Below are 12,766 nucleotides of genomic sequence, written 5' to 3'. Positions count from 1 at the left end.
TAAAATGGGCATGTAAAACTGCCTGTTTTTCACAAAACAAATATACTTATTTTTAGTTATCCAGATTTTTAGAGTCTGTGAAAACTGTTCTTTGATTTTTAACACTATTTTTTATAATCTTCCAAATGAATCTGTTTTGATTGATTGACAATTACCGAGCTATTCTAATATATTTAATCCATAAAGCAGATACAAAATCGCAGATGTGCAGGTGAACAGACATGAAAAATATCCATAGCATTGAATTTTATACTGGAAGCAAGGAAGAACTGCTTCCCGGTTTTGAAAAAGATTTTCCCTATATCGCTTCAAGGGCAGAACTTGACAAGTATATCGGACATTATGTACCGTGGCACTGGCACAAGACAGTGGAACTTTTTTATATGGAAAGTGGTAGCATTGAATATGATACGCCGGGAGGAAAACTGTTGTTTCCGGCTGGAAGCGGCGGCATAGTAAATTCCAATGTACTCCATATGACAAAAGCAATATCGCAGAAAGAAAAGAATATACAGCTACTTCATATTTTCGATGTTTCCCTACTTGCCGGGGAACAGGGAAGCAGGATTGAACAAAAATATATTGCGCCTATCATAACAGCCCCACAGATTGAGGTAATTCCGCTTTTTCCAGGCAATGCAGAAGAAGAAAGGATTTTGAAACTGCTTGCCGCTTCATTTCGTTTATCCAGTGATGAATTTGGATATGAAATAAAACTGCGGGAAACCCTAACAGAAATATGGCTCATGCTTTTTGAACTATCCCGTCCTATGCGTGAAAAAAAGGGGGAACATAATAAAAGCAACGATAAAATAAAGCTGATGATGATATATATTCACGAACATTACAGAGAGAAAATCTCTATCCCGGAACTTGCGGCAGCAGCATACCTAAGCGAAAGGGAGTGTTATAGAGTGTTCCATGACTGTCTGCACATGACACCCGTAGAGTATATAAAGGCTTACCGTCTGCAAGCTGCCTGTCAGATGCTAGCAAAGGGGCAGGAAGCAGTTACCGTTATCAGCCATGAGTGCGGTTTGGGGAGTAGCAGTTATTTTGGAAAGGTTTTTCGAGAATACACACATTGTTCACCCACAGAATATCGGAGAAAATGGCAGAATAGTGATAGATAAGGGCAGAAAAGAAATATTTTTTCTATTCCTTTTGCATTATAATGATACCTGTAAAGTAAATCCGTCATTTACAGGAGGTGAGTGCAAAGTGGTAAAACTGAACATTCTGAACATGAAAAATTTTTTAGATACGGTCAATAGCTGTTCCGGCAAAGTAAATATGCTCTGCCCGTATGGTAAAAAACAAAACATCAATGGGGAAGAAAAGATACAGGGCAGTTTGTGGCGGCAATACTCCCAAAACAAAAACTGTTTGCGGCTTGTTTTAGAAGTTCCGAATCCAACGGACTATATGAACATTGTTTCGTACTATGCCGGGGATTGCTGATTTATCTGTAAATATTTCATCATAAAGGGGCTGGACAGTTTATCTTCCAGCCCCGCCCTTTTGAAAGGAGTTAAAAATGGAGTTGAACATTCAGACCGCAGAACTGGCATTAAGGGAAGCGGCAGAATCCAATCCGGGAGCATGGGCAGAACATTCCCGGTATGTAGCCGAAGCCTGTAAAAACATTGCGTCACACTGTAAAGATTTATCTTCTGAACAGGCGTATATTTTCGGGCTGTTACACGATATTGGACGTTATGCCGGAGTGAGTTCGGAAAGGCATCTGATAGACGGCTATCGTTACTGTATGGAGCGTGGGTGGGGAAAAGCCGCACAAATATGTATATCCCACGCATTTATGATACAGGATATTGCCACATCTATCGGAGAGTTTGATGTCAGTGATGAGGATTACCTGTTTATGAAAGAATTTGTTGCAAATGCGGTATATGATGATTATGACCGTCTTGTACAGTTATGTGACGCATTGGCTATGCCTTCGGGGTTCTGTCTTTTGGAAAAGAGATTTGTAGACGTGACAATGCGATACGGCGTTCACCCAGCGACAATAGACAGATGGAAAAAGATTTTAGAGATTAAAGAACGGTTTGAGGATCAGATTGGCTGTTCTATCTATGCCCTGCTTCCGGGCGTTATGGAAAACAGTTTTCGTTAAGGGGGGATATTGTGTATTACGAATCCAGTGATTTTTTGGAAACAGCGGACAGCGATACGTTAAAGCAGATTGCCCGCACAAGGGAATTAACACGGAAATATTATTTTTCTGATTATAGAGATACAGAAAAACGCACTTCCATTCTTCGGGAGCTGTTGGGCGGAATAGGGGAAAATGTGGCAATCGACACGCCTTTTCATTGCGACTATGGAAAAAATATTTTTTTGGGAAATGATGTGATCGTCAATATGAATTGTACCTTTGTGGATAACAAAACTATCCGAATTGGCGACAGGGTATTGATTGCGTCAAATGTGCAGATTTATACATCTTCACACCCTGTCTTACCACAGGAAAGGTTTGTGCCGGATTGGAGGGAACGTCAGACAACATTTTTTAGAACCTATGCACGTCCGATAGAAATAGAAAGTAATGTCTGGATTGGCGGCGGCTGTATTCTTCTGCCCGGAGTCACTATAGGAAAAAACAGCGTGATAGGGGCTGGAAGTGTAGTTACCCGCCCTATCCCGCCTAATTGTGTTGCAGTAGGAAATCCATGCAGGGTGATACGTTATTTTGATACAGACAGGGAAAGGTGGCAGCATGAAGTATAAGCATATCGTTTTTGACATTGACGGCACTCTGATTGATACGGAATATGCTGTATTACATTCTTTACAGGAAACTATAAAGGGATTGTCCGGGAGAGAGATACCATGTTCTGAACTAAGATTTGCGTTAGGGATTACAGGAACAGACGCTTTGAAAAAACTTGCGATAAAAGACACTTCCTATGCGATAGAATTATGGGATAAAAATATGCGTAACTATACAAATAACATTAAAGTATTTGACGGAATCGTTGAATTATTGAAAAATCTTCTAAGTCTGGATTATGAAATGGGGATTGTCACATCAAAGACAAGGGAAGAATTTACACATGATTTTTGTCCGTTTGGTATCAGTCATTATTTCAAAACAATCATATGTGCAGACGATACACAGGAACATAAACCCAATGCCGCACCGATTTTGAAATATGTGGAATTATCAAAAACAGACCATAGGAAAGTACTTTATATCGGAGATAGCAAATATGACAGTAAATGTGCGGAAAATGCGGGAATTGATTTTGCTTTAGCAGTATGGGGCAGTCATAATAAGCACATAAAAGCAGATTATTTTTTAGAAAAACCTGCCAATCTGTTATCTGCTATCACTTCAGAGAAATTTTATTAGCGATGAAAGATCGAACGAAAATGACTCCGAGGTATATTAAAAAAACTTGCTTGACCAATTATGGTGATTTTGATTAAGTAGCCTGTATGTAAAATAAAGCATACAGGCTACTTGTGGTTTACAATTCCAAAGAATCTTCTGCATCTACCCACATTTGCATATTACCATCAAGATATAATCGTGCATATTCAAGTGGCTCATCAATAGCAAGTGTATTTAATGCGCAGTCTGATCCAGGAGTGGTTTTTAAGTTCTTCTCAGCTTCCCAACAGTCAATGCGGAGCATATAACCGGCATTGGTATAAACATCAATGCTGTTTCTGTGTGGATTGTATTCTGCAAATATTGTTCTCATCGTATCTTATCTCCATTTTTTTAATAATCAGTTATAGAGTTAAATATCGAAAACATTTCAATCAGTTCACCATGTTGTTATTGTTATATGTTATACTGTGTTATGAAATTTTCTTTCCCTTAATTTTTCCCATATTAAGGTTCATGAAAGCTAATGGGAGAATGTAACACAAGGGAAAGAGTAAGGGAAAGTACACTTGCTACAAACTTAGTGTTTTCAAGGGTTTGCGAAGAATTTGATAATCAAATATAATAGTTATTAAATTTCCTAAAATAAGTGGAATATCAACTGGAATTTGACTATTTCGTTGCAACAATACTTATCCAATGATTTTTTGCATTTGAATACGTTTTGATCTCTGTAAAACCCGCTTCTTTCAAAGCGGCAACAAGTTGTTTAGATGTGTAAATCTTCATACCATTGATCATCTTTGTCCATTTTTCATCTGCGGCATTCGTTCCGTCACTCTCGTTACAAATCAGGAATATGCCTTCGCTTTTCAGCACACGGTTGACCTCGGAAAAGCATTTTACTAATCCTGGCCAAAAGTAAACTGTTTCGAAGGCAGAAACATAATCAAAAGTCGCGTCAGAAAAGGGTATAGCAGATACATCTCCTTGAACTACATTACATTTCCCTTGTTTAATGGCGAGGGCGTTCAATTTTTGAGATTCTGCCACACTAACCTCAGAATAATCCATTCCTGTCACGTGGCCATTTCTACATCTATCAAGCCAGACCGCAATATTTGCTCCGCCGCCACAGCCAACGTCCAGAACTTCAGCATCAGACTTCGCGGAGATATTTGAGAATCCCCATTGAGATAATTTGGCGTGACCGCTGTTCATCATCTTCGTCATCAATTTTCCGCCGAAGCCTTGTGGCTTACGGGTATTTTCAAAAAATCTCATTACAGAATTCCTCCTCCACAAATACCGGTTCTCTTAATTCGACAAACCGGTATTGCTCAATCGTTTTTCTCCGTTAGGAGAATATACAATCCATAGATAAAAAGAACAAGGAATAAAACCGTAGGAATCAATAATCCATTTTCTAAAATACTTACAATCATTCTTCCAGGTGGCGTTACCCATGCAGTTGCTGGATTTTGCATTGCCGCTATTATCATTCCTACAATACCAACAACACCACTTAATGTTAAAAAACCACCTTTTATATTTCTACTCATAATCATTACCTCCTCGTTAAATTCCGATTTGTTACGTTGAAATTATAGCCGATGCAGGGAGCGTTTTCAAGCAATCCTGATTTATCTGACAATATTATGCCAGTTTTCATAATATATGTGGACAGCAGTCAGGGACATTCCAGTGGAGAAAGTGATGGTATTTGAAGATAGAAAGCATTGTGAATATGTGATAAAATTTAAAAGCAGCATATCAAATGATGATACCTATTTAGAAACGATATTATAAGGATTAAGGAATATGGAAATAAGAGAAAGCACAACAGAAGATACAAAGCAGATTATGGCAATTTTTACAACGGCAAAGGCATATATGATTGCGCATGGGAATAAAACGCAATGGGGAGATGGATACCCTGATGAGAAAATATTAAAAACGGATATAGATGCCGGAAACAGCTATGTAAAGGAATCGCCAGAGCATGTTTTGAATATTGCATTGAACAGATAGACTATATTCGTATTGATACACGCAAAGATAATATTTCTATGCAGACTGCAATTGAACGGTTTGGATTCTGCAAATGTGGAAATATATATGTCAGAGATGGAGCTGAACGGATAGCGTATGATTATTTGAATGAATAGTATTAAGATACTTTCTTTTTCAGGGTTGGTATGGTATCATGATTATGGTTAGTTAATGCTAACTATGAGATTTGACAAATCACCAGACTGTAAAGGAGAAAACGGAAATGTTTACAGAACAGAAATATAAGGATTTATCGATAAAAGAATTTACCAAAGCTGCGGAAGTATATGATTCCGGGCATGCGGGTGTGTATGAAATGTGTAAGGACGATTATCCGCCGGTTCTTGAAGAATTAAAAAAATATCCATTTCAGGAACTTTTAGATGTGGGGTGTGGAACAGGTCCAATGATAGAACTTTTGGTGAAAGAATTTCCTGACAGGAATTATACGGGAATCGATCTGACGCCCCGTATGATCGAAGTGGCACAGGAGAAAAAACTTGTCCATACCAAATTTTTAGTCGGAGACAGTGAGAATCTTCCTTTTGCCGAAAATACGTTTGATGCAGTGATCTGTACGAACAGTTTTCATCATTATCCGAATCCCCAGGCGTTTATAAATGGAGTGGCACGGGTGTTGAAGAAAAGCGGAAAACTGGTATTGCGTGATTACACGAGTAATAATTTTATGATATGGCTGATGAATCATATTGAGATGCCATTGGCACATCTTGGTGGACATGGAGATGTACGGATTTACAGCTGCATGGAAGTGCGCAAAATGTGCGAAACAGCAGGTTTAAAAGTGATAAAATTAGAGAGACAGAAAGGGTTTCGTATGCATCTTGTAGCAGAAAAGTAATGGGGCTTCGTTTATAGTCAAATATTGTTTTTTGGATATTCATCCGCTATACTAATGGTTAAGTGTAGCGGATTTATTTTCAGGGAGGTTTCCATGCATGGATAACAGATTAAAATTACCAGTAGGAATTGAAGATTTTGAAGAGATCCGGAAAGAGGGATTTTATTATATCGATAAAACAAAACTGATAGAGCAGCTTTTGATGAGCTGGGGAAAGGTAAACCTCTTTACGCGTCCGCGGCGTTTTGGCAAGACTTTGAATATGAGTATGTTTAAAACATTTTTTGAAGCTGGTACAGATAAGTCTGTTTTCGACGGACTATATATTTCCTGCAACAGAAAAATATGTGAGGAATATATGGGAAAGTATCCGGTTATTTTCCTGTCACTTAAGGGCGCAGATGGATTGACTTTTGATGCAGCCTTAAAACGTATCATTACTACCATAAAAAATGAAGCCCGCAGACATTATTATCTAAAAAACAGTGAAAAACTGGTAGATGAAGAACGTATGCAATATGATAAACTTTTATCAGGACAGATGGAAGATTTGTCAGACAGTATTCGTCTGCTGTCAGAACTTTTATGCAGACATTACGGAGAAAAAGTGATCATTATCATAGATGAATATGATGTACCGCTGGATAAAGCATTCAGTAATGGCTATTATGATGAAATGGCAGAACTTATTCGTGGACTATTAGGGCAGGCATTGAAAACGAATGATTTCCTGCAATTTGCCATCTTGACAGGATGTTTAAGAGTATCGAAAGAGAGTATCTTTACAGGAATTAATAACTTTAAGGTGTTATCTGTCATGGATACAAGATTTGATGAGCAATTCGGATTTACCGATGAAGAAGTAAAAAAAATGCTTCTGGATTATGGATTATCGTCGCATTTCGAGGAAGTAAAGGAATGGTATGATGGTTACAGATTCGGTAATGCAGATGTATATTGTCCGTGGGATGTTGTAAATTACATTGATTTATTGTGTGCTGATCCCAATGCCACACCACAGGATTTCTGGTCAAATTCCAGCAGTAACTCTATCGTACGCAGGTTTATTGACAAGGCAAACGTCCAGACAAAAGCGGAAATAGAGCAGTTGATCGCAGGAGAAAGCATTGAAAAGGACGTTTCGCAGGAACTGACGTACAATGAGATAGACAGAAGCATAGAAAATTTATGGAGTGTACTTTTGACTACGGGATATCTGACACAAAATGGCTATACAGTAAGTGGAAAATATTTGTTGAAAATTCCAAATAGAGAAATAAGAAATCTGTTTACCAGACAGATAAAGGAATGGTTCAGTGATGTGTCAAAAAGTGATGGAAAAACGCTCGAAGAGCTTTGTGAGGCATTCGTAAAGAAAGAACCGGAAAAGATAGAAAAGATATTTGGAAATTATCTGTGGAATACCATAAGTATCAGAGATACTGCGGTCGCAAAGGAAAAGAAAGAAAATTTTTATCACGGTGTTCTTTTAGGACTGTTAGGCTATAAATCCACATGGCGCACAATATCCAATGCAGAGTCAGGTATTGGTTACAGTGACATACTTATCGAGATTGGAGAAAACAGGATGGGTATTGTAATCGAATTAAAATATGCAGAAGGCGGAGATATGGATGCAGCATGTGAGGAAGCACTGCAGCAGATCGAAGAAAAAGACTACATTGCAAGATTAAAGCAGGATGGTATGCAGAATTTTATAAAATATGGCATAGCCTGTTTCCGGAAAAATTGTAAGGTGGTTATGGCAGACTCCATTTAGATATTGTAGAAGAGGGAAAGATATTGAACCATTTTTCAGACAAAAGAAGGAAGTAACATTGCAACACATTCCCCGTTTATGCTTGGAACGTTGAATGCAAAAATCTATAATATCGATACGGAAGACTACCGTATTTGTGAATGGTATGAGCTTGAAAACTCAATAATAACTGGCATAAAAATAGCATGAAACCATCTGGTTTTCTTCTATAAGTGCTACATAAAAAAGTGCAAATGTACAAAAAATAGTAATAGCTATGGAAATAAAAATAATTTAGCAGTAAAATAATACTACCAAAATTTGTGCAAAGCACAAAAATAAGGAACGGATACTATGGAGATTAAGAGAGATTTATATCTTGAACAGTTAAAAATAAAAAAAGGTAACGGAATGATTAAGATTATCACGGGAATCAGGAGATGCGGCAAATCATTTCTGTTATTTGTGTTGTTTAAGAAATACTTATTGGAAAGTGGTGTAGATAATGACCACATTATTGAGATTGCTTTAGATGGCATTGAAAATGAGGAGTTGAGAGATCCAAAGAAGTGTTATCAGCATATTAAAGATATAATGAATGATGATCAGAAATATTATCTGCTCTTGGATGAAGTACAGTTTATGCCACGATTTGAAGAAGTGTTGAACAGTTTGCTTCGCATCAGTAACATTGATGTGTATGTAACTGGCAGTAATTCTAAATTTTTATCCAGCGACATTGTAACTGAATTTAGAGGCAGAGGAGATGAAATCAGAATTTATCCGTTGTCCTTTGCAGAGTTCTATGCGGCTTTTAACGGAGATTATGATGATGCGTGGGAGGAATATATGATATATGGTGGTTTACCGCAAGTGGCACAATTCTCTGCGGAACGCCAGAAAACGGAGTATCTTAAAAATATTTTTACTAATGTTTATATCAAGGATGTAGTAGAGCGAAACAGGATTCAAAATGTTGATGAAATCGGAACTTTGGTAGATATACTGGCGTCTGTCATTGGAGCTCCTACCAACCCAACTAAAATATCAAACACCTTTAAAAGTGAACGAGGAATCAATTATAGCAATAAAACTATATCTAACCATATTGATTATTTGGCAGAGGCATTTTTGATTTCTAAAGCGAACCGGTATGATATTAAGGGCAGAAAATATATAGGAGCCAATCTGAAATACTATTTTTCGGATGTTGGACTTAGAAATGCAAGACTGAATTTTAGACAGCAGGAGCCGACTCATATTATGGAAAATATTGTTTATAATGAGCTGCTTGTGCGTGGTTACAATGTGGATGTTGGAATTGTGGATGTATTTGCAAAAAATAGTGAAGGAAAGAGAGTGCATAAGCAGTTAGAGGTTGATTTTGTAGTAAATCAGGGCAGTCAGAGATATTACATTCAGGTCGCTTATGATATGACTACAGAGGAAAAGCAAACACAGGAACTTAATTCGTTTCGAAATATTCCGGATTCATTTAAGAAGATTGTTATAGTGAATGGAACGAAAAAGCCATGGAGAAATGAAGAAGGATTCGTATTCATGGGCATGAAATATTTTCTGCTCAATGCAGATAGTTTGGAGTTTTAGTGTGGCAAATTGGAGGTTAAGATGAGACTGGTTTTAGGTGGAATAGCACAGGGAAAACGCGATTATGTAAAAACTGCATATCAGATTTCAGAGAACGACATTTTTTCCGGTGAACAAACAGAACTTGAGCAGTTAAGCGGTGTAGTGGCGGTAGATCAGTTCCATCTGTGGGTCAAAAGAAAAATAAAAGAAGGCGCAGATGTACCGGAACTCACAGAAATATTTATAAAGCAGAATCCGGACTGTATCGTGATCTGTGATGAAGTCGGATGTGGTGTAGTACCGGTCGAAAAAGAGGAAAGAGAGTACCGGGAGCAGGTCGGAAGAATGCAGATCGTTCTGGCAAAAGCCTCGGAGAGTGTGGAGCGAGTGATATGCGGAATAGCGCAGAAAATCAAATAGGAATGGTTTTTATCCGGCACGGAGAAACAGATTCAAACCGCAGAAAAAGTTATCTTGGCTGGACGGATGAGCCGCTTTCTGTGGAAGGACGTGAAGTGATTGCACAGAACAAAAAAAAATATCCGGATGCGGATTTTATTTTTACAAGTCCGATGTTAAGGTGCAGACAGACAAAAGAGATTATATATGGCAATCAGTCCTGCCAGATCATAGAAAAATGGAAAGAGATGAATTTTGGCAGTTTTGAAGGGAAAACTTATCTCGAATTAAATGGAAATAAAGATTATCAGAGATGGATCGACAGCGGTGGAACACTGACCTTTCCGGATGGGGAGAGCCGGGAAGAATTTATCCTGCGGTGCAGAGCCGGGCTCATGGATTGCCTGACCAGATTGACAGAAAAAAAGAGCGATACCTTTCGTTCGGAAGATCAGAGTAAAAGGATAAATAAGATCTGTTTTATAGAGCAGGAAAATGAGCTGAAAAAAGCATCGCAGCCAAAAAAAGTACAGGGAAAAGTTGTCTGCGTCGTACATGGCGGCACGATCATGGCATTATTTGACAGCTATGGAAAGGGTTCCTATTTTGATTACCAGTGCAGGTGCGGACAGGGGTATGAATGTACATTGTCTTATACCACGGATGAAAATGGAGCAGTGGATGAGACTTCGATTTTTATAACAGATGAAAAAATAATTTTGGGAGAGTAACGATATGTATTACCATATGATTGCATTTCTGGCAGGATTTCTGTTAGATCTGCTGATCGGAGATCCGCACTGGCTGTATCATCCGGTGCGCCTGATCGGAAATCTGATCTCTGCAATAGATCATAAAATGCTTGATGTATCAGGCATAAGAAATGAAAAAAAAGAATGGTGTGCAGGCATCTGGCTTGTAGTGATCGTATTATCTGCTACAGGTCTGGTAAGTATTTGCTTACTTCTGGGGGGGTATGTACTCAATCCCGTAGCAGGCTGCATTTTAGAGAGTATCATGACATATCAGATTCTTGCGACAAAGTGTCTGAAAGTCGAGAGTATGAAAGTGTACGAACGTCTGAAGGCAGAGGATCTTGACGGTGCAAGAAAAGCAGTGGCAATGATCGTGGGACGTGATACCCAGAATCTGAATGAAGCAGGTGTTGCAAAAGCAGCAGTGGAGACGGTAGCGGAAAATACATCGGATGGTGTGATCGCACCGATGATCTATTTAGCGATCGGCGGACCGGTTCTGGGATTTTTGTATAAGGCAGTCAATACGATGGATTCGATGGTGGGATATAAAAATGACTGCTATCTGAATTTTGGAAGAACGGCGGCAAAACTTGATGATGTGGTAAATTATATTCCGGCACGTATCAGTGCGGCACTGATGATCGCTGCAGCTTATCTGCCGGGAAAACAGTTTTCCGGGAAAGATGCCCTGCGCATTTTTAAACGTGACCGTTATAACCATGCAAGCCCCAATTCTGCCCAGACCGAGGCAGCCTGTGCAGGTGCCTTAAATCTTCGTCTGGCAGGGGATGCAAGTTATTTTGGAAAGATCGTGAAAAAACCATATATCGGGGATGATATCAGACCAGTGGAAGCAGAAGATATTGCGCGGGTAAATGTGCTTTTATATCGGAGCGCAGTGATTGGGGAATGTTTGTGTCTGTTAATTCTTATGGGAATAACGTTGTTCATTTAATCTAAATTTTCTTCCCCCCATTTTGATATTTCAAAAAACACCGGAAGCAGGGCTTTTCCTTTTTCGGTTAAGGAATATTCCACATGGGGTGGAATCTCATTAAACTGCTCTCTGTGAATGATCCCAAGCTCCTCTAAATCTCTTAAGGTATTTGTAAGCATGGTATTTGTGATGCGTGGATATATAAGTCGTACTGTCATGCAATGGGGATGCTCATCACCGCAAACCATATAGAAATGGTGCTTGTCAATCTGGGCGATGAGATTATAAAAAAGGAACGTATCCGCTTAAAATTTACAACAGAATTATCTTATTGTACAGAAGCTGCAAAAAAGGTAAAATTTTTTTTAGCTGGTGAGTCTGCAGAGAAAACATTGCTTGGAATTGGGATTGCGATTTCGGGAATCGTTGACCAGAAAGAACGGATCGTTTTAAAATCCCATGCGCCTGTTCTAAAAAACTACAGTCTGCGTTTTTTAGAACAGGCGATCGGAATCCCGGTATATTTTGAAAATGATGTAAATGCGGCGATGCTGGCGGAAAAAACAGGGGAGTACTCCAATGTAATCTATCTGTCTTTGAATCACACATTAGGGGGTGCATTCTGCATCAACGGAAAGCTGTTTTTGGGGCAGAACCATTTTCAGCTGTTTCGTCTGCGAGTGCCTGAACCAGAGCCTGTACTTTGGGCGGGAGCCGTCTGTAATATTCTAAAACACGCTGTTCACTCTGCGTGATGGAATCTTTCGGATATACTTCATACCGGAAGGGAACATCTGTGTAACCGATCAGATAATCAACAGAAGTATCAAAGAAATCTGCCATGTGAAGAATTACATCAAGATCCGGTTCCGCAAGAGCATGCTCATATTTAAAGATTGTCTGCTGTGTGACATGAAATACATCAGCGACAGCCTGCTGACTCATATGTTTTGATTCACGTAGTTCTTTTAATCGTACCATGCAATAAATCTCCTTATCGTTCTACTTTATCAATAAAAAATGTAACTATATAAAACATACAGGTTGTATT

17 protein-coding genes and 1 pseudogene are annotated in these 12,766 nt (G+C 38.7%); 13 read left to right on the top strand and 5 right to left on the bottom strand.

All coding sequences use genetic code 11. The features are described 5' to 3' along the window. Positions 1-221: 221 nt before the first annotated feature. The 5 genes from H8S51_RS12060 to H8S51_RS12040 all read left to right on the top strand — a co-directional run bounded on the left by H8S51_RS12060 (position 222) and on the right by H8S51_RS12040 (position 3,376). Positions 222-1,133, top strand: a complete 912-nt coding sequence (locus H8S51_RS12060) for an AraC family transcriptional regulator (RefSeq protein WP_016304806.1) — start codon at positions 222-224, stop codon at positions 1,131-1,133. Positions 1,134-1,221: 88 nt separating this feature from the next. Next, on the top strand, positions 1,222-1,461 hold the full coding sequence (locus H8S51_RS12055) for a hypothetical protein (RefSeq protein ID WP_241070699.1): 240 nt from the start codon (positions 1,222-1,224) through the stop codon (positions 1,459-1,461). Between the two features lie 76 nt (positions 1,462-1,537). After that, positions 1,538-2,137, top strand: a complete 600-nt coding sequence (locus H8S51_RS12050) for an HDOD domain-containing protein (RefSeq protein ID WP_019162948.1) — start codon at positions 1,538-1,540, stop codon at positions 2,135-2,137. Between the two features lie 11 nt (positions 2,138-2,148). Next, positions 2,149-2,751, top strand: coding sequence for a sugar O-acetyltransferase (locus tag H8S51_RS12045; RefSeq protein WP_117674858.1), 603 nt, complete (start codon positions 2,149-2,151; stop codon positions 2,749-2,751). After that, positions 2,741-3,376 (top strand): HAD family hydrolase, encoded by a 636-nt coding sequence (locus tag H8S51_RS12040; RefSeq protein ID WP_016304801.1) that lies wholly within the window; start codon positions 2,741-2,743, stop codon positions 3,374-3,376. The genes H8S51_RS12045 and H8S51_RS12040 overlap by 11 nt, the downstream gene beginning before the upstream one ends. Positions 3,377-3,494: 118 nt before the next feature. Here the strand turns inward: H8S51_RS12040 and H8S51_RS12035 are convergent, their stop codons facing one another. The 3 genes from H8S51_RS12035 to H8S51_RS12025 all read right to left on the bottom strand — a co-directional run bounded on the left by H8S51_RS12035 (position 3,495) and on the right by H8S51_RS12025 (position 4,920). Next, complete coding sequence (locus H8S51_RS12035; RefSeq protein WP_012744332.1) at positions 3,495-3,731, bottom strand: DUF6061 family protein; 237 nt, start codon at positions 3,729-3,731, stop codon at positions 3,495-3,497. Between the two features lie 299 nt (positions 3,732-4,030). Next, on the bottom strand, positions 4,031-4,642 hold the full coding sequence (locus H8S51_RS12030; RefSeq protein WP_008704955.1) for a class I SAM-dependent methyltransferase: 612 nt from the start codon (positions 4,640-4,642) through the stop codon (positions 4,031-4,033). Between the two features lie 56 nt (positions 4,643-4,698). After that, positions 4,699-4,920, bottom strand: coding sequence for a hypothetical protein (locus H8S51_RS12025; protein WP_020993165.1), 222 nt, complete (start codon positions 4,918-4,920; stop codon positions 4,699-4,701). A 259-nt stretch (positions 4,921-5,179) separates the two neighbouring features. On the opposite strand from H8S51_RS12025, the gene H8S51_RS12020 reads away from it, so the two are divergent. The 7 genes from H8S51_RS12020 to cbiB all read left to right on the top strand — a co-directional run bounded on the left by H8S51_RS12020 (position 5,180) and on the right by cbiB (position 11,733). Continuing rightward, positions 5,180-5,389: a hypothetical protein gene (locus H8S51_RS12020; protein WP_241070698.1), complete on the top strand. Its 210-nt coding sequence runs from the start codon at positions 5,180-5,182 to the stop codon at positions 5,387-5,389. Positions 5,390-5,633: 244 nt separating this feature from the next. Beyond that, positions 5,634-6,272, top strand: a complete 639-nt coding sequence (locus tag H8S51_RS12015) for a class I SAM-dependent methyltransferase (protein ID WP_118209502.1) — start codon at positions 5,634-5,636, stop codon at positions 6,270-6,272. Between the two features lie 97 nt (positions 6,273-6,369). Further along, positions 6,370-8,052 carry an AAA family ATPase gene (locus H8S51_RS12010; RefSeq protein ID WP_186900147.1) on the top strand — a complete coding sequence of 561 codons (1,683 nt, stop codon included), beginning with the start codon at positions 6,370-6,372 and terminating at the stop codon, positions 8,050-8,052. A gap of 333 nt (positions 8,053-8,385) precedes the next feature. Continuing rightward, entirely contained in the window at positions 8,386-9,639 is a 1,254-nt protein-coding gene (locus tag H8S51_RS12005) for an ATP-binding protein (protein ID WP_186900148.1), read from the top strand. 21 nt (positions 9,640-9,660) lie between these two features. Beyond that, positions 9,661-10,041, top strand: a complete 381-nt coding sequence (locus H8S51_RS12000; RefSeq protein WP_118209499.1) for a bifunctional adenosylcobinamide kinase/adenosylcobinamide-phosphate guanylyltransferase — start codon at positions 9,661-9,663, stop codon at positions 10,039-10,041. Beyond that, positions 10,014-10,751 carry a histidine phosphatase family protein gene (locus tag H8S51_RS11995; protein ID WP_186900149.1) on the top strand — a complete coding sequence of 246 codons (738 nt, stop codon included), beginning with the start codon at positions 10,014-10,016 and terminating at the stop codon, positions 10,749-10,751. The genes H8S51_RS12000 and H8S51_RS11995 overlap by 28 nt, the downstream gene beginning before the upstream one ends. Before the next feature lie 4 nt (positions 10,752-10,755). Further along, complete coding sequence (gene cbiB / locus H8S51_RS11990; RefSeq protein WP_117919309.1) at positions 10,756-11,733, top strand: adenosylcobinamide-phosphate synthase CbiB; 978 nt, start codon at positions 10,756-10,758, stop codon at positions 11,731-11,733. Here cbiB and H8S51_RS11985 read toward each other — a convergent pair. After that, a complete protein-coding gene (locus H8S51_RS11985) occupies positions 11,730-11,933 on the bottom strand; it encodes a winged helix-turn-helix transcriptional regulator (RefSeq protein ID WP_330418367.1) in 204 nt (67 codons plus the stop codon). The genes cbiB and H8S51_RS11985 overlap by 4 nt on opposite strands. A gap of 3 nt (positions 11,934-11,936) precedes the next feature. Here H8S51_RS11985 and H8S51_RS18445 point away from each other — a divergent pair. Then, positions 11,937-12,311: pseudogene (locus tag H8S51_RS18445) on the top strand (ROK family protein); the annotation flags it as partial. A gap of 31 nt (positions 12,312-12,342) precedes the next feature. Here the strand turns inward: H8S51_RS18445 and H8S51_RS11975 are convergent. Next, positions 12,343-12,696, bottom strand: a complete 354-nt coding sequence (locus tag H8S51_RS11975; RefSeq protein ID WP_117919305.1) for a helix-turn-helix domain-containing protein — start codon at positions 12,694-12,696, stop codon at positions 12,343-12,345. Between the last annotated feature and the right edge of the window lie 70 nt (positions 12,697-12,766).

Origin of the sequence: Roseburia rectibacter (assembly GCF_014287515.2) — a bacterium.
GTDB classification, from domain to species: Bacteria; Bacillota; Clostridia; order Lachnospirales; family Lachnospiraceae; genus Roseburia; species Roseburia rectibacter.
This window is presented reverse-complemented; position numbering and strand designations above follow the sequence as displayed.